Consider the following 21,376-nt stretch of genomic DNA (forward strand, 5'->3'; position numbering starts at 1 on the left):
CAGGCGATCTCGCGCACCGGAACGCCGCAGGTATCGTGCGTGGGATGGCCGACGGAAGCACACCTGGGCGCCGGCGGATGTACCTCGGGGTCATCGTGAATCCGCTCGCGCGCCGCAATCGCGGGGCCCGCGGTGACCGCGCCGCCGAGCTGCGCCGCATCGTCGGGCCGTGGGGCGAAGTGCACGAAACCGCCTCCACCGACGACCTCGGCAAGACCCTGGACCAGCTCCATCCGCGGGTCACCCACCTCGTCGGCGATGGCGGCGACGGCGCGCTGCACTGGTTGATCAACGAGATCGAGCGCTGCGAAACCGACCCGGAGCGCTGGCCGACGTTTGTGCCCACCAACGGGGGCAGCGTCAACGCCGTCGCCCGCAAGGCGCGGGTGCGGGGCCGGCCCGATGCCGTCATCCGCGCGCTGGCGGCCGCCGCCGAGGCGGACCGGCCCCCGCCCGAGATTCGCCTGGACACCCTGCGGCTGGACGGCCAGACCGCCGACGGCGCCCCGTTCCACCGCCTGTGCTTCGGGCTGGCCGCCGGGGGCGTCGGAAACCGGTTCTACGACATGTATTACGGGAAGCCCGACCACGGCCGCGGCGAGGTCGCCCGGGTAATCGGCCGCTCGTTCCGCGACTACCTCGCCACCAAGGTCGGCCGCTCGCAGGACGCCAATTACGCGTCCGTGCTGTTCGCCCCGACCCGCGCCCGGGTCGTGATCGACGGCGAGGAGGTGCCGACGCGGACGCACCGCCTGCTCCACGCCGGCGCCATCGACCTGCGGATCGGCGGGCCGTTCCGGCTCTTCCCGAAGGCCGAGAATCCGGGCGCGCTGCATTTCCAGGCCGGCGAGGTCCGGCCCTCGAGGATCGTCGCGCGGCTCCCGTCGCTGCTCACCAATGGCACGGTCCGGGGTCGGCGGGTGCGCGACGTCAACGGCCGCGAGATGGTCATCGAGGCCGAGGGGGAGCCGCTGTCGCCGATCATCGACGGCGAGCGGTTCGTCGGCATCACCCGGCTGGTGGCCCGCGCCGGCCCGCTCATCCGCGTCGCCCGGACCGGCTGACTCCGTATCTCAGTAGTTCAGCATCGCCCCCGGGTCTGCCCGGTGGCGGAAATCACCCGGCGGGGCCACGATTGGCGCGCTTCCGGCTCGACGCCATCGGTCGCCTGTAGGCCGTTTGCCCGCCGATACAAAATTGCGCGCGAATTCCGCCTCGGCGCGCCAACTGATAAATCAGGAATGGCGCAAATCTGTATGTCAGTATCCACGTGCTTGCGGAGCGCATGGCGTGGCATCGACGCTGTTAGAGCGAGTTCCTGAGATACTGAAATCCGTGGATCCGCAAGGCGCCGGCACCAAATTCGCGTCGGTAGATAAGCCCAGCCTGTGAAGTTAATGTGCGGTCTCAAAAAGGCGATTATCCGCTTTGCTTAGCGACCGCCCGCGACCTACATTGGCTTTATCAATTGATCCAAAAGTTTTTATCGCTCAAAGTGAACCCGAAAGGGGGTGGCTCCTGCGATGGAGACGCTCATTGATCATCTGCACATGAGGGAAGCCCTGACGCCGGACAAGACCCTCTTCCGGTTCGTCGACGACGAGGGGCGCGAGCAGGAGCACTACACGTACCAGAGTTTCGCGGAGCGGACGCGTGAGTTGGCCGCCTACCTGACCGCCGAGGCCGGGCTGCGCCCCGGAGACCGCGCGCTGCTGGTCTACCCGCCCGGCCTGGAGATGGTGGCGGCGTTCTACGCCTGCGCGCGCATCGGGGTGATCGCCGTGCCGGTCAGCCCGCCGTTGCCGATGTCGTTCGAGTCCGGACTGGCCAAGCTCGCCTTCATCGCGCGCGACTGCCAGGCCAGGGCGGTGCTGTCGACCAAGCAGTTCGAGTACGACTACCGCCTGATGCTCAACCACCTCGACGACGGGTCACCCTGGCAGGGGGACCGGCGGCCCCCCGAATTGCCCTGGTTCGGAACCGACGGCACGCAGGACTTCGGCGGCACCCCGGTGCCCGACACGCCCGGGCCGGTGCTCTTCCTGCAGTACACCTCCGGCTCCACCAGCGACCCCAAGGGCGTGGTGGTCAGCCACGCCAACGTCATCGCCAACGCCTCGGCCTTCGCCGGCGGAGAGGTGCTGGTCAGCTGGCTGCCGCAGCACCACGACATGGGCCTGATCTCGGCCTACCTGTTCATCCCGCTGATCGGCGGGACCACCCACGCGATGTCGCCGCTGGACTTCCTCAAGCGGCCGTCGTCCTGGCTGCGGCTGATCAGCGACGTCCGAGCCACCCACACGCCGGTGCCGAACTTCGCGCTCGAGCTGTGCCTGCGCGAGGACAAGCTGCCCAGCTCGGAGCTGGAGGGCATCGACCTGAGCAGCCTGGAGAACATCGTCGTCGGCGCAGAGCCGCTGCGCGCCAGCACGTTCGCGCGCTTCCGGGAGCGGTTCGCCCCCCACGGGCTGCAGCCCAACGCGCTCACCGGTGCCTACGGCATGGCCGAGAACACCCTGATCGTCTCGCTGTGCGGCCGCCAGACCCTGGCGCTGAACAAGCGTGCGCTGGAAAACAACCTGGCGCGGGTCGAAAAGGCCCAACCGCGGAACAGCAACCAGGCCCCGGTGGTCAGCTGCGGCAAGCCCATCGACGGCAACGTCGTGCGGATCGTCGATCCAGAATCCGGGTCGGCCCTCGGCGAGGGCCGGGTCGGGGAGGTCTGGCTGGACGGGCCGTCCAAGGGCGGCGGCTACTGGAACCGCCCCGCGCTCACCGCGGAGGCCTTCGCGGCCCGCATCCCCGGCGATGACGACCACACCTATCTGCGGACGGGCGACCTCGGCTTCCTGTACGAGGGCGAGCTGTTCGTCTGCGGTCGCAGCAAGGACCTGATCATCGTGCGCGGCGTCAACTGCTACCCCTCCGACATCGAGGGCATCGTCGAGCGGTCGGCCGCCCAGGTCCGCGGCGGCTGCGTCGCCGCCTTCGCGGTGGAGCGCGACGAGCAGGAGGTGCTCACGGTGGTGGCCGAGGTCCGCGACCAGCACGCGCTGCCGGACGGCAAGGCGCTGGCGCGCGCCATCCGGCGGCACGGGCACATCGACCCGCACACCATCGTGTTCGTGCCGCCGCACAGCATTCCCAAGACCACCTCGGGGAAGATCAGGCGCTCGTCGACGCGGCAGCTCTGGCTGGACGGCAAGCTGCCCGTGCTGTCGGTCTACACGCATCAGCCCCACGACCTGCCGGACGCGGAGCGGGGCCCGCTGGACCGGTTCCGCAACCTGATCGAGAGTTACGACCTCACCGGCGAGGAGGACTGCTCCTTCGCGGATCTCGGCATCGACTCGCTGGCGCTCGCCGAGCTGCGCTCCGATCTGCAGGCCCTGCTGGAGGAGCACGGCGCCGGGGAGCTGGCCGAGGAGGTCAACACGCGCCTGCTCCAGCGCCTGACGGTGGCCGAATTCTTCAGGCTGATGCGGCAGTTCGGTGAGGGGTCCGGGCAGCCGCTGGACGCGCTGCGCCAGGCGCTGGACCAGATCTCGACGGAGTACGAGGCCTACGAGGTCGCACGGATGCGGGCCGACGCCCAGCTGCCCCTGCCGGCGCTGCCGCCGGCGCGGCCGGGCGCGCCCAGCGACGTCCTGCTGACGGGCGCCACCGGGTTCCTGGGGCCGTTCCTGGTCGCCAGCCTGCTGGGCCGGACGTCATACACCGTGCACGCACTGATCCGCGCGACGGACGAGGCCCACGGGCTGGATCGGATCGTTGCGGCGTTGCGCAAGGCCCGGCTGTGGTCCCCGGCGCTGGAGGCCGAGGTCCGCAAGCGGGTGCGCGTGGTGTGCGGCGACCTCGCCGAGCCGCACCTGGGCCTCGGCGCGCCGCGATTCCGGCGGCTGGCCGAGGGCGTCGACGTCATCGTCCACAACGGCGCCCTGGTCAACTACGTCCGGACCTACGACGCCCTGCGGCCCGCCAACGTGGCCGGCACGCACGAGCTGCTGCGGCTGGCCATGACCGCCCACCGCAAGACCTTCCATCTGGTCTCCAGCACCTTCATCTACGGGTGGAGCGTCAAGCCGGTGGTGGGGGAGTCCGACGCCAACCTGGAGATGAACGCCCTGGACTTCGGCTACTCGCAGACCAAGTGGGTGGCCGAGCAGCTGGCCTTCGCCGCCCAGCGCCAGGGGCTCGACGTGCGCATCTTCCGGCCCTCGCTGATCTCACCGACCGCCGCGGGCTTCGGCAGCCAGGACGACATCCTGGTGCGCACGGTGGCGTTCATGATCGAGCACGGCGTCGCCGCCAATGCGCTCAACCAGCTCAGCCTGTTGCCGGCGGACCTGATCGCCGACCACATCGTGGCGCTGATGGAGTTGCCGGCCGGCGCGGGCGACGTGTTCAACATGACCGCCGACGACTACTACAACATGACCGACATAGCCCGGGTGCTGTCCGAGCGCTACGGCTACCGCTTCGAGTACCACGACATCCCGGCGTTCGCCGCCGAGATGAACCGGCGGTGCACCCCGCGCGACCCGATCTACCCGCTGGTCGACTTCCTCACCCGCTCGGCGGACAAGATCGCCGCGATGCGGGACAAGCGCTACGGCAACGCCCAATACCAGCGTGCGCGCGCGCTGGCCGACGTGCGGCTGCGGGAACCGGCGCTGACCGAGACGGTCGAGAATCTCGTCCGGTTCTTGCGGAGTGAGGGCCTGATCACCGAGGCTGAGGCCGAGGCGCAACGCAGCGCTTAGCGCCGCAACGACCAAGGGGGTCCACCATGTTCACCGTCGACGACCAGGCGACGGGTCCGCACGACGCATCGCTCGACCACGAGCGCATCGTCCTGCAGGCGCGTGACGTCGACTTCGACTGGGCGGCGCTGCCGTTCTACTACGTACCGGGCGAGCCCTTCACCACCCACTTCTGCAACGTGCTGCACCTGCTGCTGCCGGCCGGCGAGGAGTTCATCGTCGACGCGTTCAAGAACACGCTGCCGCTGATCAAGGACGATCAGCTGCGGCTGGACGTGCAGGGCTTCATCAGCCAGGAGGCCATGCATTCCCAGGCGCATGCGGGGGTGCTCGACCACTTCGCGGCCAAGGGGGTGGACGTCACGCCGTTCACCGACCAGATGGCCTGGCTGTTCTCCCGGCTCATCGGCGACCGGCCCGGGTGGGGACGGCGGCGACGGCAGAGCTGGCTGCTCGAGCGGGTGTCGATGGTGGCGGCCCTCGAGCACTACACCGCCATCCTGGGCGAGTGGATCCTGGACACCCCGCAGCACGACGCCTTCGGTACCGACCCGGTGATGCTGGACCTGCTGCGCTGGCACGGCGCCGAAGAGGTCGAACACAAGGCGGTCGCGTTCGACACCATGAAGCACCTGCGCGCCGGGTATTGGCGGCAGGTGCGCACCCAGCTGCTGGTGACGCCGGCGCTGCTGTGGTTGTTCATCCGCGGCGTGCGGTTCATGTACTCGGTCGACCCGTACCTGCCGCCCGGCAGCAAGCCGCACTGGCGCGACTACTTCAGCGCGGCGCGGCGCGGCCTGGTGCCCGGGCCCTTCCAGTTCCTGCGGGTCATCGGCGCCTACTACACGCCGAGCTTCCACCCGTCCAAACTGGGCGGGGTGGGCCGCGCGGTCGACTACCTGGCCCGCTCACCCGCGGCCCGCGCGGCGCACTGAGCCTCGGGTGCACGCACGAATGACTCAGTCCAGCACCGTAATCGCGTCGGACGGCGTATCCCTGGCCGTGCACGCCCACTCGGAGATCGACCGAACGCGCCCGACGATCCTGGCGATCCACGGCTACCCGGACACCCACCACGTGTGGGACGGGGTCGCCGAGGAGCTCGGTGGCCGCTTCAACTTCGTGGCCCTCGACGTGCGGGGCGCCGGCGACTCGTCCGAGCCTGCGCGGCGCTCTGACTACCGGCTGCCCCAACTGGTTTCGGACATCGGCGCGGTGATCGACAGCCTCGGGGTGGACCGGGCGCACCTGATCGCCCACGACTGGGGTTCCATTCAGGCCTGGGCGGCGGTCACCGACGACAAGGTGATGCCCAAAGTAGCCTCGTTCACGTCGATCTCCGGCCCGCACCTGAACTACGCGGGCAAGTTCCTGCGGTCCGCGCGCACGCCCCGCGGCGTTTTCGACGTGCTCAAGCAGGCCCTGGCCTCGTCGTACATCTGGTTTTTCCTGTGCCCTGGGCTGCCGGAACTGGCGATCTGGTCGCGCATCAGCGTGAGCGTGTTCGCCGCGGTGGAATTCATCGGCCGGCCCCGCGGCGAACGCCGGCGGCGCGCGGCCGGCACCCGGTCGACCCGCGACTACCTCAACGGGCTCAACCTGTACCGCGCCAACATGCCTGGGCCATTCCTGTTTCCGGGAGAGGACCTGCCGCAGACGACCGTCCCGGTGCAGGTGTTGGTGGCTCGCCGGGACTACTTCGTGTCGCCACCGCTGCAGCGGTTCACCGGTTCGATACCGCGGCACGGCAGGGTCGTCCCGATCGAGGGCGGACACTGGGTGGTGTCCTCGCACCCCGACGTCATCGCCAAGCTCACGGCCGAGTGGGTCGACCAGGCCGGCGGCAGCGGTCAGGCCTAGGGAAGTGACTATGGCACAGACGATTTGGAGTAGCAGGCCCGCCGACCTGTACGGTCGCCGCAAGCGCGACCGGCTCTACACGGCGTTGTGGGGGGTGGGCACCCTGTTCGGCGGCCTGGCGTCCGCCTCGCGGTGGGCCCCGTCGCGCGTCGTTGCGGTGCAGCGAACCACCACCGCGGTGGTCACCAAGCGCGAACTCCTCACGCCCGACGTGGTGGCGCTGACGTTCGCCGACGCGCAGGGCGGATTGCTGCCGTCCTGGACTCCCGGCGCGCACATCGACATTCGGCTGGCGTCGGGCCGCCGCCGCCAGTATTCGCTGTGCGGTCCGCCCGGGCGGCGCACCGACTACCGCATCGCGGTCCGCCGGATCGCCGACGGTGGCGGCGGCTCGATCGAAATGCACGACAGCTTCGACGTCGGCGACACAATCGAGTTCGAGGGGCCCCGCAACGCGTTCTACCTCGTCACCGATGAACGCGAGGTGCTGTTCGTGGTCGGCGGCATCGGCGTGACACCGATCCTGCCGATGGTGCGGCTCGCCCAGCAGCGCGGAATCGATTGGCGCGCTGTGTATGCCGGGCGCAGCCGGGAGGACATGCCGCTGCTCGGCGAGTTGCTCGCGGTCGCGCCCGACAGGGTCACCGTGTGGGCTGACGACGAGCGCGGCCGCATGCCCACCGCCGCGGAACTGCTCGCCGGCGCCGGGCCGACGACGGCCGTCTACGTGTGCGGCCCGACGGCCATGCTGGAATCGGTGCGCACCGCGCGCGACCAACACGCGGACGCGCCGCTGCATTACGAGCGCTTCGGCCCGCCGCCCGTCGTCGACGGCGTGCCGTTCGAGCTGGAACTCGCCCGTTCCCAGCGGGTGCTCAGCGTGCCGGCGAACCGGTCGGCGCTCGACGTCATGCGCGACGGCGACCCGACGACCGCCTACTCCTGCCAGCAGGGCTTCTGCGGCACATGCAAGGTGAAAGTGCTTGCCGGAAAAGTCGATCGGCGCGGGCGCACCGCAGAGGGGGACGGCGAAATGCTGGTCTGCGTCTCCCGGGCGCACGGTGACCGGCTGGTGATCGACGCCTAGATACGCGGGTGCGCCGGGTAGGCGTGCACGAGTGCGCTGTCGAGCCTCGGCACCGCGTGCGTCAGCTCGTGTTCGGCGTCGTGAGCGATGCGGTGGGCATCCTCGAGGCTGGCGCCGGGGTCGATGTCGAGTTCCGCGTCGGCGTGCAGGCGGTGCCCTATCCAGCGCATCCGGATGCTGCGCACGCCGCGGACCCCGGGCCGGGCCGCCAGGGCGGCTTCCGCGGTGTCGACGAGCTCGGGGTCCACGGCATCCATGAGCCGGCGGAAGATGTCTCGGACCGCCCCGCGCAGCACCGCCAGGATCGCCAGCGTGATGACCAGTCCGACGATCGGGTCGGCCAGCGGGTAGCCGAGGGCGACCCCGCCGGCTCCGAAAAGCACCGCCAGCGAGGTGAATCCGTCGGTGCGGGCGTGCAGGCCGTCGGCGACGAGGGCGGCCGAGCCGATGCGGCGACCGATCCGGATCCGGTAGACGGCGACGACCTCGTTGCCGATGAAGCCGATCAGGCCGGCGGCGGCAACCCAGCCCAGGTGCTCGATCGCGACTGGGTGAATCAGCCGCCGGATGGCTTCGTAGCCGGCGATGACCGCCGACATGGTGATCATGCCGATGACGAACAGGCCGGCGAGATCCTCGGCCCGGCCGAAGCCGTAGGTGTAGCGCCGGGTGGCCGCGCGGCGACCCAACGCGAAAGCGATCCAGAGCGGTACGGCGGTCAGCGCGTCCGAGAAATTGTGGATCGTGTCGGCGGCCAGGGCGATCGACCCGGAAACGACCGCGATGACCACCTGCACGAGCGCGGTCGCGCCGAGCCCGAGCAGACTGATCTTGACCGCGCGGATGCCGACGGCGCTGGTCTCCAGGGCCGCGTCGACGCTGTCGCCGGCGTCGTGGCTGTGCGGGGCGAAAAATCGCGTGACGATACCGCGAAGCCCATGGTCGTGCTCGTGCACATGACCATGACCACCGGTGCTCATCGCGGCCCTTTCCCGATTACCTGCGTGCATACGCAGATAGTAAGTCATTCGGTCGTCCGGTGCGAGCGCGGCGACCCACGCCAGCCGCTCCGGGCATGGCAGCTGATGGATCCCGTAGCCCGCGCCGATCAGCTCCGCGACCGCCTCCGCCACCGCGCCCGATCGGGTGGCGCCGCCGGCGCGGATCGGCTTTTCGGCCGCGCCCCGCCCCGATCGGAACGATGCAATCACGGGACTTCCGCCCCTAGGTCCGGCGGGGCGCCGAGAACTACCGTCGGCGACACAGCGAGACGATCGACGCCACAACAGCGAGGTTGACCATGCATCAGGCTAGAGGGCTGGCGGTCGCGGTCTGCACGGCCGCACTGCTGGTGGCGGCATGCTCGAGCCGCCCGGCGCCGCCGGCATCGTCATCTGCCTCTCCGTTGGCCGATTCCACCCGATCGAATGCGTTGGCGGCCATGCACGGCGAGGCGCTCGCCCACGCGAAGTACCTGGCGTACGCCACCCAGGCACAGCAGGCCGGGCGGACGCAGGTTGCGCGGGACTTCACCGAAGCCGCGCAGACCGAGCACATGGATCACTTCGCCCGCGAGGCCGATCTGGTCGGGCTGGGCAGCGATATCAAGGCCAACCTGCGTGACGCGATCAACGGCGAGACCAACGAAGCCAACACCATGTACCCGGGCTTCGCCAAGCAGGCCACCGCTGACAACGACCCGGCCGCGGCCTCGGCTTTCAGCGAGATCGGCGCCGACGAGGCGACCCACCTCAAGGACTTTCAGGCCGCACTCGACGCGGTGAGCGGTCCCGGCGGCGGCGCGTCGGTGCCCCCGGGTGCAACGCCGGCGCCGGTGGCCATCACCGCCGGACCCCCGCGGTCGTCCGGGACCACGCTGGCGAATCTGCGCACGGCGATGCAGGGCGAGGCATTCGCCTACGCCAAATACATGCGCTATGCCGATCAGGCACGACGAGACGGCAACTCGGCTGTGGCGCAGCTCTTCACGAACACCGCGAACTTCGAGTTGAACGAGCATTTCGCGATGCTGGCCACGCTCGCCGGGCTGGTCTCCACCGACACCAACGCGAACCTGCAAGAGGCGATCAACGGCGAACAGCACGAGGCCGACGTGATGTATCCCGACTATGCGCGCCAAGCCGATCAGGCGGGAAACCCGGCCGCCGCCAACCTGTTCCGGGAAATCGCCGGCGACGAGAAGACGCACCAGCAGATGTTTCAAAAGGCGCTGGCCGCGTCATGACCGCGACCGTCGAATAGGGGCGAGGTCACCGACTTAGAACGGAACCGACGTGTCAGTCCCCGAGGAAGTGTCGTTTCAGTCCGGTGGGGTGCGGTGTGCGGGCGACCTCTACCGGCCCGCCACCGCGGGCGACGGACTCGCCTGCGTGGTGATGGGGCACGGCGGCAGCGCCACCAAGCGCCTCGGCCTGCCCGCCTATGCCGCGAAGTTCACCGCGGTGGGCGTGGCGGTGCTGGCGTTCGACTACCGGAATTTCGGGGCGAGTGCGGGCGAGCCGCGTCAAGTCATCGACGTCGCCGGACAACGGGACGACTACCGGGCGGCGGTCCGGTACGTGCGCGGCCGTGACGACATCGATCCGTGCCGCGTCGCCCTGTGGGGCACGTCGCTGAGCGGCGGCCACGTGCTCGCGGTGGCGGCCGCCGACCCCGCCATCGCCGCGGTGGTGTCGCAGGTGCCGCTGATCGACGGCTGGCACCGCGGGCGCACGCTCCGCGAGCGGCTCAACTGGGACGTGACTTGGCGGACAGCGCAATTCGTCGTCGCGGCGGTGTGCGACTTGGCCGGCGCGAAGTTGGGCCGGCCGCCGCATCTGGTTCCCGTGGTCGCCGATTCCGGTGCGGCCGCCGTATTCACCGAGCCCGAGGCGAGGGCCGCGTTCGAGGCGCTGGGGGGCGAAGCCGTCGGCTGGCGCAATGCGCTGGCTCCCCGCATGCTGTTCGCGTTGCCGCGCTACCGCGAGGGGACCGCCGAGCGGCTTCGGATGCCCGTCCTGATGTGCGTGGGGGACCACGACCAGCAGGCGTCGCCCAGGTTCGCGACCCGCGTCGCGTCGGGGATGAAAAACGTTGAGCTGCACCGGTATCCGGTCGGGCACTTCGACGTCTACACGGGCGCGCTGTTCGAGGAGATCAGCTCGGTGCAGGCGGAATTCCTGCGCCGCCACCTGATGCGGGATCCGCGATGAGGGCGACGAAGTTCTACGACCAGGGACCCGGATAGTGGCCGTCCTGGTCCTGCACCATCACGATGTCCTTGCAGTCTCCCTTGAGGGCGGCGGCGTTCTCGCCGCGGCACACCAGCGTCCAGCCCGATATGCGCGCGAAGGGCCGCACGGACCAGGTGGTCGCGATCGGTTCGGTCGCGGGCAGGGCGAGCACGGCAAACGCATTGCCGACCTTGGTGATGTAGAGGTGGTCTTCGAAGAACGCCACCTTGGCGATCCCCATCTGCTTCGCCTCGTCGCGCGTCTTCAGGAAGTCCCATTGCTGGCTGCGCAGGTTCCACACCCCGAATCCGAACGAAGAGTCGTCCGAATCGTGGGCGTCGACGAACAATTTTCCGTCGGACAACGTCGCGGACAGCCCGCCGCCGGGAAGGCGATCGGAGTCGCCGATCTTGATGACGGCCTTGGCGTTCAGGTCGTAGAACATGGTCGACAGCACCGGGGGATGGTAGGAATCCCAGTGCGTGATCTGCACGAGTTTGTCCGGGCCGTCGGATAATTCGGCGTCCACGCTGCGGACGTCGTTGTCCTGGTAGATCGGCTCTCCGCTGGGGCGCCGCAGCTCGGCGCCCGACGTCTTGGCGGGGTCGGTGTTGCGTTGAAAGGCGAGGATGTCCTGCCAGGCGCGTCCGGACTGCGGGTCGTTCCACGGCACCGACAGGTCGGTGCCGGACAGGATCACGGTCCGCGGCGGGGAGGTGGGGGCGCGCCCGTCGGTGAAGGCGTTGATCCACGCCACGCCCGACGCCGTCGAGGCCAGCCCCCAGTCCTTCGCCGCGGTCAGCTTCAGATCCGGGGTCGGCGGTTGCAGTTCCTTGGTCGCCAACGGCTGCGTGCCCTTGAAGTCGTAGGCGTACGCGGTCGTCTTGGTGGCTTCGGGCTGTTGCGGTTGCCCGGGTTTGGCGGTCGTGACGAGGTAGACGACCCGCATATCGTCCGCGGTGCCCGTCAGCGCGCAGATGGCGCCGGTGAGGTTCTCGCCGGGGGCGACCGCGGGTACGCCCGGCGCGACGTATTGCCCGGTCTTCGGGTCAAAAATTTTGGGCCGGATGTCCTCGAGTGCGGATTTGCTGACCGAAATTTTGTCGGGGCAGCCGAAGTACGCCGTTCCGCCGTAGCTTTTCCAGTCCTTTTCCAGCGGACCCGTGATCGGCGCGGGCGCCGGGGCGGTGCCGGCGGCCTTTTTCTGCGCGGAAGTCGAGGTGGTCGGTGTCGCCGCGGGCGGGGACGCGGTTTCCGAACAGGACACCAGGGCCAGGCAGGCGGTCGACGCGACCAGGGCACGCCGCATTTTGGGCAGAGTTTGCCCCGTGAACGCCCGCATCGAAAACCCCCGTTAAGTTCGTGTAACCAACGAGCGTAAAGCGGGCGGGGGTCGGCCGCGACTTGTGTCAGGCGGTCTTCGTCACACCGTGTTGCCCGGCCCGGCGCCATTGGCGGCGAGCAGACGCAAACTCGCGCTACTACGGGCGGGAGAATGCGAGTATGCGTCTGCTCGCGCGGGTGCTTACCGGTCGAACTCGATGGGCAGGCTCCTGGGGCCGCTGAGGCTCACCATCGGTTTCCACGGGACCGGTCCCGCGGTGCGCGGGTTGAGCAGGCGGCCCGCGACGACGTTCAGCGCTTCGGCGATCTCCCGCCGCGCCAGGTTGGCGCCCAGGCAGTAGTGCACCCCGCCGCCGAAGGTCAGGATCGGCGGCGCCCCCTCGCGCGTGATGTCGACCCGGTCCGGGTCGTCGTAGACCGCCGGGTCGCGGTTGGCGGCGGCGGTGTTGACCAGGACCATCGTGCCGGCGGGAAACAGGTAGCCGTCCACCTCGGCATCCTCGGCCACCAGCCGAAGCGTTCCGCACGCGATCGGCGAGTGGCGCATCGTCTCCTCGACGGCGCGCATCGCGAGTTCGGGGTGTTCCTTGAGCAGGGTCCACTGCCCGGGGTGCTCGCACAGGACCTGCACCGAGGCCGCCACCTGGTTGCGGGTGGTGTCCGTCCCCGCCAGGAGGAGGCCGCCCGCAAGCATCCGCAGTTCGGCGGTGTCGAGCCGGTCGCCTGGAAAAGTCGGGTCCTCGGCGCGGATCAGGTCGGAGAGCAGATCGTCGGTCAGGCTGTGCCGCCGCCGCGCGACCATCTCGTCGACGTAGTCGTCGAGCTCCCCCCACGCCCGCATCACGACGGGCTCGACCTCCCGGATGTCGACGCTGAAGCTGAAGGCCTTGAAGACGTCGTCGGCCCACAACGAAAACTGTTGCCAGTCCTCGCGGGGAGCGCCGAGCAAGGCGCAGATGATGGGGACGGGGTAGGGGCGGGCGAGGTCGGTGACGACGTCGCAGCGACCCGCGTCGATGACGCGGTCGACCAACCCGTTCATCACGTCGACCATGGTGTCGTGCAGCCGCAGGGTCGCGCGCGGCGTGAACGCCTTGGACGTCAGGCTGCGCAACCGGTGGTGCGCGTCCCCTTCCAGGCACAGCAGACTGTTGACCACCTTGTCCCACAGCGGGCCCGACGTCACGCCCTGGGCGAGCAGGTTGATCCCGGGTGGGATCTGGAACCGCGCGTCGCGAAGCACCGAGCGGACGAGGTGGTAGGACAGGACTTCGGGTCCATAGGGTCCGATCGCCACGGGCGCACGCCGTTGCGCCGCCTGCAGGCGCGGATAGACCTCGGCGGGGGTTTCCTCGGCGTCGTAGGTCAGCGTCGGCAGATCGGCATCGAAAACGCTTGTGGGAGCGGTACCGACGGTCATGACGGTCTCCTCGAGGTCGCGCGGGCCACCGGCCCGCGACAACTTTCACACAATGTATGGCCGTGCCGGGAAGCTGTCAACGATCCGCGGGTACGCGCCGCGCGATACGCCATACAAAAACGACGGGATGTGTGGCGACTACCCGTTTCGCCGGCCGCGGACCAGTTGGCCGCCGATCAGCGCCACCGCGAACACGCCCCCGGTGACCCCCGAAACCAGCAGGGGCAGTTGGCCGTTGGCGCCCCACAGGAAACCGGCCCACAACCCCGCCACCAGGACGGCCAGCCCGATGCCGCCCTGGAACACGCCCTGCGCGCTGGCCTGGTGCTCCGGGTCGACCAGCCCCGAAATCCAGGCCTTCCCGACCCCATCGGTGCACCCGGTGAACATTCCGTAGGCGCCGATCAGCAGCCATGCCGTCACGATGTCGGTGGTCAGACCCAGCCCGATGTAGCCGATGGCGAAGAATGCCAGGCCGACGCCGAACAGCGCCGGCCGGCCTATCCGGTCGGCCAGCGATCCGGCCGGGTAACTGGCCAGGGCGTACACCGCGTTGTATCCGACGTATGCCAGGATCACCCCGACCACCGAGAAGCCAATCTCGTTGAGGCGCAACAACAACAGGGCGTCGGGGAAGTTCACCACGCTGAAGACCACCAGGAGTGCGGTCACCCGCCAATACGGCTGCGGCAGCGAACGCACGCCGGACCACATGGACTTCCGGCGCGCTCGCGGTCGGCCGTCACGCCGCTCGCGCACCAGCAGCACCAGCGCCACGGACAACACGGCCGGCACGATGGCGACGTACAGCAACGGCGCGATGCGGTGGTCCAGCAGCTCGTAACCCACCAGCCCGAGCAGCGGGCCGAAGACGGCGCCGAAGGTGTCCATCGCGCGATGGAAGCCGAAGACCCGGCCGCGCAGGGCGTCGTCCACCCCGTCGACCAGCAGCGCGTCGCGCGGCGCACCGCGGACGCCCTTGCCGAGCCGGTCGACGACGCGACCGGCCAGCACGCCCGGCCACGCCGCGGCTACCGCGATGAGGACCTTCCCGAGCGCCGCCATCCCGTACCCGGTGGCGATCAACGGGCGGCGCGCGAACCTGTCGCCGAGCGGGCCCGACGCCAGCTTCGTCAGGGACGCGGCGCCCTCGGCCGCGCCCTCGACGGCTCCCACCACCGACGGCGGCGCGCCCAGCACCGCCGTCAGGTAGATCGGCAGCAGCGGGTACAGCAGCTCGCTGGCGGTGTCCTGCAGGAACGAGACCCCGGAGAGCACCCGGACGTTGCGGGTGAGCCAATGGGGCCGCGGTGCAATCTCACTGCGGCGCACGAAGCCGGACCATACGCGTCGTCGACGTCTCGTCCAACTCCACCACATCGGACCGGGACCGCAGGAAATCGCTGAATGACCGGAATCCCAGAGACCTTTCGCTGAAGGACGGGTCCATCCGCTTCATCTGCGCCTTCACCGCGGAGTTGTGCAGCCAGTCGGCGTCGTCCTTCTCGAGGCCGATCTGCAGCGCGCGCGTCAGCAGCGCCGTGGCGGCGGCCTGTGGGTCCGGCGGTTCGGGTTCCTGGGGTTCGGCCGCCTTGCCGCGCCCGCCGCGTCGCTTCGACGCCTTGGTTTCCGCCTCGCCGTCCGCGCCCTGCGGTTCGAGCGCCGGCACCCCGGGCAGCGAGTCGTAGACGACGAACTCGTCGCAGGCCGCCGCCAGCGCCCGGCTGGACGCCCCGGCCACCCCGATGCCGACGACGTACCGGCCGAGCCTCTTGCAGCGCTGGGCCAGCGGAATGTAGTCGGAGTCGCCCGCCACGATGACCACGTGGGTGAGGTCGGGCAGCCGGAACATGTCCTCCACCGCGTCGACGGCCAGGCGGATGTCGGCCCCGTTCTTGCCGTAGGCCGCCGCGGGGAACAACTGCACCAGGTCGACCGCGCGGGCCACCAGCTGCCCGCGGTATCCGGCGTTGATGTCCGCCGACCAGTCCGCGTAGGCCCGGGTGAGCACCAGGATCCCGAATGACGACGCGAAGTCGAGGATCGCGCCGACGTCGACGGTGGACCGGTCCAGCCGGTTGGCATACTGCTCGAGCCCCTTGGCCTTGTCGCGCTGGAACGAGCTGCGGCCGTTGACCTGGTCGTATCGCGAGATCACGATGTTGTCGAAGTCGAGGTAGACGGCCACGCGGGCGGCAACCGGTTCGGTCATGGTCTAGATCATCGCTGAGGCGTCCGGCACTGTGGAGGCCGGAAGCGGTTTCCGTCACGATTCGGCCGATCGCGGCCCTAAGCGCCGCCCCAGCGGGTACACCCGGGGAATGAGTGAGTTGAAGTTTCTCGAGCTGCACGGTGATCGCGTGGCCTACCGCGACGAGGGTGAGGGAGAGGTGCTCCTGCTCATCCACGGCATGGCCGGCAGTTCGGAGACGTGGCGGTCGGTGATACCGCCGCTGTCCAAGAAGTTCCGGGTCATCGCCCCCGACCTGCTCGGTCACGGCGAATCGGCGAAACCCCGCACCGACTATTCGCTGGGCGCCTTCGCGGTCTGGCTGCGTGACCTGCTCGACGAGCTCGGCGTCAGCCAGGCCACCCTGGTCGGTCAGTCGCTCGGCGGCGGGGTCGCGATGCAGTTCGTCTACCAGCACCCCGACTACGCCAAGCGGTTGATTCTGATCAGCAGCGGCGGCCTGGGTCCCGACGTCGGCTGGGTGCTGCGGCTGCTGTCGGCGCCCGGCGCCGAGCTGGTGCTGCCGATCATCGCGCCCAAGCCCGTGCTGGCCGTCGGCAACCGGCTCAGGTCGTGGCTGCGCGGCGCCGGCATCCACTCGCCGCGCGGCGCCGAGATGTGGAGCGCGTACTCGTCGTTGTCCGACGGCGAGACCCGGCAGTCGTTCCTGCGCACGCTGCGATCGGTGGTCGACTACCGAGGCCAGGCGGTCAGCGCGCTGACCAGGCTGCGGCTGCGGGAGGACCTGCCGGTCATGGCGATCTGGGGCGAGCGCGACGCCATCATCCCGGTCGATCACGCGTACGCCGCCCACGAGGCACGCACCGACGCCAGGCTCGAGATCCTGCCCGACGTCGGCCACTTCGCGCAGGTGGAGGCGCCCAATCAGGTGGTGGAATTGATCGAGGACTTCATCGCGACCGCCGACCGGCACGAATCGGGGAGCGCCCAGCTGCCCCTGCCGTAAAATTTGGGGCGATGCGCACAGCGGCGCGTACGGCACTTCCGCCGGGGCCCCGGCTGCCCCGGGCGGTGCAGGCCGCTCTGATGCTGCAGCGTGGGTCGCACTTCGTCGCCGCCTGCCGCCGTCGCTACGGCAGCGTGTTCACCCTGCGCGTCGCGGGGATGGGCACGCTGGTCTATCTGGCCGACCCGGCCGACGTCAAGACGGTGTTCGCCGGCGACCCGCGCGTCTTCCATGCCGGCGAGGCGAATTCCATCCTGAGCGGTCTGCTGGGCGACACCTCCCTGCTGGTGATCGACGAAGACGTCCACCGGGATCGCCGCCGCCTGATGCTGCCGCCCTTTCACCGCGACGCCGTCGCGCGCCAGGCCGGCCTGATGGCCGAGATCGCGGCGGCGAACATCGCGACGTGGCCGGTGGGCGCCAATTTCGCGGCCGCGCCGAAGATGGCGGAGATCACCCTGGAGGTGATCCTGCGGACGGTCATCGGCGCCACGGACCCCGCCCGGCTCGCCGCCCTGCGGGCGATCATGCCGCGGCTGCTCAGCGTGGGGCCGTGGGCGACGCTGGCGCTGGCGAAGCCGGCGCTGCAGCGCTACCGGCCGTGGCGGGGGCTGCGTCGCACGATGGCCGAGGCCGACCGCCTGCTGTACGCCGAGATCGCCGAACGCCGCGCGGATCCCGGCGTGGCCGAACGCACCGACGTGTTGGCGATGCTGGTGCGGGCCGACGACGGCGGGCGCACGATGTCCGACCGCGAACTGCGGGATCAGCTGATGACCTTGCTGGTGGCCGGCCACGACACCACGGCGAACGGCTTGTCCTGGGCGCTCGAGCGGTTGACCCGCCACCCGGACGTATTGGCCAGGGCCGTGGCCGCGGCCGAGGCCGGTGCCGCGGGCGATCCGGCCGGCGACGAGTACCTCGACGCGCTGGTGAAGGAGACGTTGCGGGTCCGGCCGGTGGTTTTCGACGTGGGCCGGGTGCTCACCGAACCGGCCGACGTCGCCGGCTACCGGCTGCCCGCCGGGGTCATGGTGGCCCCCGGTATCGGGCTGGTGCACACCAGCGCCGCCGTGTACCCGGATCCGCACCGATTCGACCCGGACCGGATGCTCGGCGCCACCCTGAGCCCGACGACCTGGTTCCCGTTCAGCGGCGGCAACCGCCGCTGCCTGGGCGCCGGCTTCGCCATGGTCGAGATGCGGGTGGTCCTGCGCGAGATCCTGCGCCGCGTCGAGCTGGACACCACTGCCGCGCCCGCCGAACGGCAGCGGCTGAAATTCGTTGTGCTCGTGCCGCATCGGGGCGCCCGCATCCGGCTCAGGGCGCTCAGGGACGTCCCCGCCCCGACGCCCGCGGCCCGGCCCGCCGGCTAGATGCCGTAATCCGGCAGGTCGAAGTCGTCGATCACGGTGCTGGCGAAAAGCCTTGCCATCGGAGCGAAGTTCATGGTGCGCATGGCCACGATGCGGAACCACAGGCCGAAGCGGGTCTTCGTCGCGAAGAACGGAATGTTCTTCTCCGCACCGGATTGCTTGGACTTGATGAAGGGGCGCAGGCGCGCCTCGTAGGCATCGAAGGCGCGGCGGTGGTCGCCGCCGGCCCGCGCCAACTCTCCGGCCAGCACGTAGGCCTCGGTCATCGCCAGGCCGGTGCCCTCGCCGCCCAGCAGCGAAATGCACGCGGCCGCATCGCCGATCAGCAGCGTCCGGCCGCGCGACCAGCGATCCATGCGGATCTGGCTGACGACGTCGAAGTACAGGTCTTCAACGTCGTCGAGGGTCGCCAGGATCTCCCGGGCTTCCCAGCCGACGTCACGGAACTCGTTGCGCAGCTGGTCTTTCGGTGCCGCGATGGTGCCCTCGCGCGGTGCGCGGAAAATGAACAAAAACATGGTGCGGTCGTCGCGCAGTGCGCAACGTGCCAGTTGGTGGCCGGGAGTGGCGTACATGACGTAGACCAACTCGTCGCGGGGCCGGTAGCCGTCCACCACGCAGGCCGCGACCCTGCAACCGAGGTAGTGGTCGTAATCCTGCTCCGGCCCGAAGGCGAGCCGGCGCACGTTCGAGTGCAGCCCGTCGGCGCCGATCACCAGATCGAAATCGCGCGGCGCGCCCTTCTCGAAGGCCAGCCGGACGCCGTCGCTGTGCTCGTCGAGGGCGGTGATGCTGTCACCGAAGATCGTTTCGACCTAGCCCTCGATGGTGCGGTAGATGGCGGCGGCCAGGTCGCCGCGGGGCAGGCTGGTGAAGTCGTCGCCGACCATGCGGCTGAAGACCCTGGCGTCGACGTCGGCCAGGACCTCGCCCCGGGAGCCGACGGAATGCAGCCGCTGGATCTCGTATCCGGCGGCGCGGACCTGCTCTTCGACGCCCATGCGTTTGGCCACCTGGTAGCCGACGCCCCAGAAGTCAATCATGTAGCCGCCGGTGCGAAAGCCCGCGGCCTGCTCGATCAACGTCGGCGTGTGGCCGGTGCGATGCAGCCAGTGGGCGAGCGCAGCCCCGGCCACGCCCGCACCGCTGATCGCTATTCGCATGGTGACCTCTACGCTCGCACCCACTCCCAGGCGGTGTCCAGCCGTTCACGGTCGAATGTGCGCAATTCGCCGCTCATCAGCCACGCGGCGGCGACGTTGACGCACCATTGCTCCCAGCGTGGTGCGCCGACCACGGCCACCTTGGCAAAGTCGTTGCGGCGCTTGATGTCGAACACGGTGTTGACCCATGCCGCGCGCAGCGTCCACCCGTCGAAGGGCTCGTCGATGAGGAACAGCACCTTCGCCTTGGCGAAGCGGTCGAGCAGGGCCTGGACCGCGGGTTCAAGCACGTCGCGGTAATCGCCCACGGTCAGCTTGTTCGTCGCGCGCACGCCCAGCACGTCGCCGTCGCTGTCGCGCATGATCTCGATCATTCGTGGCCCCCCGATCGGGTGTACGGCGCGAACAGGGCATCGGCGTCGGCGGCCAAACCGGTTGGGGCATCGATTGTCACGACGAAGGCGTCGTCGTCTTCTTCGGTGTCGAAATGGAGAAACGGGCAGCACTGCCGTTCGCGACGCACCAGTTCGCGCGCCCGCGCGGCGGCCTCCGGCCGGTAGCGCAGCCGGATTCGGCAACCGTCGCGCCGGTAGCCGTCCAGCGCCGTCGCGTTGAGTTGTTCGATCCACGCGATCCGGGCCGCGCGGTCGGAGGCGGTCAGCGCGCAGGCAACCGCCGCGGGGTCCTGATTTTTCTGCATGGCTACAGGATCAGACCTCAAGCGGGTTGAGGGTCAAGACCGTGCGCGGGACGATGGACGGATGGGTCTCAAAATCGGCCAGCTCGCCGACGCGACCGGGACGACCGCGCCGACAATCCGCTACTACGAACACATCGGTCTTCTGCCCGACCCGCGGCGGGTCGGCGGCCAGCGCCGCTATGACGACGACGATGTGCGGCGGCTGACGTTCATTCGGCGCTGCCGCGACCTCGATTTCTCGGTGGAGCAGGTTCGCGATCTGGTCGCACTCGCCCACGACGCCGATCGCTCCTGCCTCGAGGCGCGTGACCTGGCCGAGCTTCACCTCGCCGCGGTGCGGGCGAAGCTCGCGGAACTACGGACCCTCGAAAGCCGCATCGCGGGGTTGATCACGGCCTCGAAGGCCGACTGCGGTGGCGAACCCGCCGCGGAATGCCTTGTGCTCGAAGGGTTCTGCCACCCCGGCTAGGCGCCCCGCCTACGCCGCCGGCTCTTCGATGAGCCGTTTGAGATAGCGCAACTCGGTGCGGGTGTGCTCGCGATCCTTTACGACACCGTTGAGCAAGTGCACGAAGGCGAAGGCGGCGACGCGCCCCACCAGGTGCCGCGGGAACGTGGCCCACACCCGCGCGCTGACGCGGGTGCTCGCCGCGTCGCTCGGTTCGACGCTCCAGGTCACACCCTCGCCCACGTCCAGCGAAACGCCGAACCAGCGGTAGCGGGCGTCGGCCTCCCAGGTGACCGCCGTGCCCGGGTCCACGGCGGTGATCGTCCCCTCGGCCACCCCGGGTATCCCGCCGATCTTCTCGGTGATCCGCAATCGCGCCCCGACCTGCGTCGCCGGCAAGGAGTCGAGGTGTTCGAGGCTTCCGTGCTCGCTGTTGGAAGCCAGCCACCAGCGGTCGATGTCGCTGAGCACGCTCCACACCCGCGCGTGGGGTGCCGCGATCACGACCGATTCGCTGAACTCGAACACGTTGAACACATCCTTTCACTCGTCGTGCGGCATCACCGCCACATTAGTGCATCCATGCGCATATGTGAATACATAGGGCGCGGTTCGCGACGCGTCTGTTTGGGATCGGTAGCGAACCCGGCGTGTCTTACTGCCAGCGCCGTAAAGCCGAGTCACGCAGAAGAGAAGCGCCCATGAGAATGACTGCGATCGTGGCGGGCGGCCTCGCCGCCGCCGCGCTGGCGACGGCGGCTTGCGGGCAGGCCGACGTCGCGCCG

General features: G+C 69.5%; 18 protein-coding genes and 1 pseudogene. 10 read left to right on the plus strand and 9 right to left on the minus strand.

The annotated features are described in order from the left end of the window. Window positions 1–77: 77 nt before the first annotated feature. The 5 genes from HMPREF0591_RS06855 (at window position 78) to HMPREF0591_RS06875 (ending at window position 7,710) form a co-directional block, all read left to right on the plus strand. On the plus strand, window positions 78–1,064 hold the full coding sequence (locus tag HMPREF0591_RS06855; RefSeq protein WP_040621311.1) for a diacylglycerol/lipid kinase family protein: 987 nt from the start codon (window positions 78–80) through the stop codon (window positions 1,062–1,064). A 459-nt stretch (window positions 1,065–1,523) separates the two neighbouring features. Beyond that, complete coding sequence (locus HMPREF0591_RS06860) at window positions 1,524–4,763, plus strand: thioester reductase domain-containing protein (RefSeq protein ID WP_007167737.1); 3,240 nt, start codon at window positions 1,524–1,526, stop codon at window positions 4,761–4,763. A gap of 26 nt (window positions 4,764–4,789) precedes the next feature. After that, window positions 4,790–5,698: a metal-dependent hydrolase gene (locus HMPREF0591_RS06865; RefSeq protein ID WP_007167738.1), complete on the plus strand. Its 909-nt coding sequence runs from the start codon at window positions 4,790–4,792 to the stop codon at window positions 5,696–5,698. 19 nt (window positions 5,699–5,717) lie between these two features. Continuing rightward, window positions 5,718–6,623, plus strand: coding sequence for an alpha/beta fold hydrolase (locus HMPREF0591_RS06870; RefSeq protein WP_007167739.1), 906 nt, complete (start codon window positions 5,718–5,720; stop codon window positions 6,621–6,623). 10 nt (window positions 6,624–6,633) lie between these two features. Then, a complete protein-coding gene (locus HMPREF0591_RS06875) occupies window positions 6,634–7,710 on the plus strand; it encodes a PDR/VanB family oxidoreductase (protein WP_007167740.1) in 1,077 nt (358 codons plus the stop codon). Here the strand turns inward: HMPREF0591_RS06875 and HMPREF0591_RS06880 are convergent. Further along, window positions 7,707–8,690, minus strand: coding sequence for a cation diffusion facilitator family transporter (locus HMPREF0591_RS06880; RefSeq protein WP_167310138.1), 984 nt, complete (start codon window positions 8,688–8,690; stop codon window positions 7,707–7,709). The genes HMPREF0591_RS06875 and HMPREF0591_RS06880 overlap by 4 nt on opposite strands. A gap of 320 nt (window positions 8,691–9,010) precedes the next feature. Between HMPREF0591_RS06880 and HMPREF0591_RS30755 the strand changes: the two genes are divergently transcribed. Together HMPREF0591_RS30755 and HMPREF0591_RS06895 are read left to right on the plus strand one after the other, a co-directional pair. Continuing rightward, window positions 9,011–9,955 carry a rubrerythrin family protein gene (locus HMPREF0591_RS30755; RefSeq protein WP_007167742.1) on the plus strand — a complete coding sequence of 315 codons (945 nt, stop codon included), beginning with the start codon at window positions 9,011–9,013 and terminating at the stop codon, window positions 9,953–9,955. A gap of 49 nt (window positions 9,956–10,004) precedes the next feature. Further along, a complete protein-coding gene (locus HMPREF0591_RS06895; RefSeq protein ID WP_007167743.1) occupies window positions 10,005–10,922 on the plus strand; it encodes an alpha/beta hydrolase in 918 nt (305 codons plus the stop codon). Window positions 10,923–10,935: 13 nt separating this feature from the next. Here HMPREF0591_RS06895 and HMPREF0591_RS06900 read toward each other — a convergent pair whose 3' ends face one another. The 4 genes from HMPREF0591_RS06900 to HMPREF0591_RS06915 all read right to left on the minus strand — a co-directional run bounded on the left by HMPREF0591_RS06900 (window position 10,936) and on the right by HMPREF0591_RS06915 (window position 15,919). After that, complete coding sequence (locus HMPREF0591_RS06900; RefSeq protein ID WP_040621324.1) at window positions 10,936–12,252, minus strand: hypothetical protein; 1,317 nt, start codon at window positions 12,250–12,252, stop codon at window positions 10,936–10,938. A 216-nt stretch (window positions 12,253–12,468) separates the two neighbouring features. Then, window positions 12,469–13,707: a cytochrome P450 gene (locus HMPREF0591_RS06905; protein ID WP_040621985.1), complete on the minus strand. Its 1,239-nt coding sequence runs from the start codon at window positions 13,705–13,707 to the stop codon at window positions 12,469–12,471. A 138-nt stretch (window positions 13,708–13,845) separates the two neighbouring features. After that, window positions 13,846–15,039 (minus strand): MFS transporter, encoded by a 1,194-nt coding sequence (locus tag HMPREF0591_RS06910; RefSeq protein ID WP_007167746.1) that lies wholly within the window; start codon window positions 15,037–15,039, stop codon window positions 13,846–13,848. Further along, entirely contained in the window at window positions 15,026–15,919 is an 894-nt protein-coding gene (locus HMPREF0591_RS06915; RefSeq protein WP_007167747.1) for an NYN domain-containing protein, read from the minus strand. Before HMPREF0591_RS06915 ends, HMPREF0591_RS06910 begins: the two co-directional genes overlap by 14 nt. Before the next feature lie 109 nt (window positions 15,920–16,028). Here HMPREF0591_RS06915 and HMPREF0591_RS06920 point away from each other — a divergent pair, with 109 nt between their 5' ends. Both HMPREF0591_RS06920 and HMPREF0591_RS06925 read left to right on the plus strand, forming a co-directional pair. Then, a complete protein-coding gene (locus HMPREF0591_RS06920) occupies window positions 16,029–16,904 on the plus strand; it encodes an alpha/beta fold hydrolase (protein WP_007167748.1) in 876 nt (291 codons plus the stop codon). Window positions 16,905–16,915: 11 nt separating this feature from the next. Further along, entirely contained in the window at window positions 16,916–18,280 is a 1,365-nt protein-coding gene (locus HMPREF0591_RS06925) for a cytochrome P450 (protein ID WP_040621327.1), read from the plus strand. Here the strand turns inward: HMPREF0591_RS06925 and HMPREF0591_RS06930 are convergent. The 3 genes and pseudogenes from HMPREF0591_RS06930 to HMPREF0591_RS06940 all read right to left on the minus strand — a co-directional run bounded on the left by HMPREF0591_RS06930 (window position 18,277) and on the right by HMPREF0591_RS06940 (window position 20,143). Next, window positions 18,277–19,443 (minus strand): annotated as a pseudogene (locus HMPREF0591_RS06930) (FAD-binding domain). The gene HMPREF0591_RS06925 and the pseudogene HMPREF0591_RS06930 overlap by 4 nt on opposite strands. An 8-nt stretch (window positions 19,444–19,451) precedes the next feature. Continuing rightward, a complete protein-coding gene (locus HMPREF0591_RS06935) occupies window positions 19,452–19,805 on the minus strand; it encodes a SpoIIAA family protein (protein WP_244268792.1) in 354 nt (117 codons plus the stop codon). An 8-nt stretch (window positions 19,806–19,813) separates the two neighbouring features. After that, on the minus strand, window positions 19,814–20,143 hold the full coding sequence (locus HMPREF0591_RS06940) for a hypothetical protein (RefSeq protein ID WP_007167753.1): 330 nt from the start codon (window positions 20,141–20,143) through the stop codon (window positions 19,814–19,816). A gap of 61 nt (window positions 20,144–20,204) precedes the next feature. Here HMPREF0591_RS06940 and HMPREF0591_RS06945 point away from each other — a divergent pair, with 61 nt between their 5' ends. Beyond that, a complete protein-coding gene (locus tag HMPREF0591_RS06945; protein WP_007167754.1) occupies window positions 20,205–20,612 on the plus strand; it encodes a MerR family transcriptional regulator in 408 nt (135 codons plus the stop codon). A gap of 9 nt (window positions 20,613–20,621) precedes the next feature. On the opposite strand, the gene HMPREF0591_RS06950 is transcribed toward HMPREF0591_RS06945, so the two are convergent. Then, window positions 20,622–21,119, minus strand: a complete 498-nt coding sequence (locus HMPREF0591_RS06950; RefSeq protein WP_157137481.1) for an SRPBCC family protein — start codon at window positions 21,117–21,119, stop codon at window positions 20,622–20,624. Window positions 21,120–21,376: the final 257 nt, after the last annotated feature.

The sequence above is a fragment of the Mycobacterium parascrofulaceum ATCC BAA-614 genome (genome assembly GCF_000164135.1).
In the GTDB taxonomy this organism is placed as follows: Bacteria; Actinomycetota; Actinomycetes; order Mycobacteriales; family Mycobacteriaceae; genus Mycobacterium; species Mycobacterium parascrofulaceum.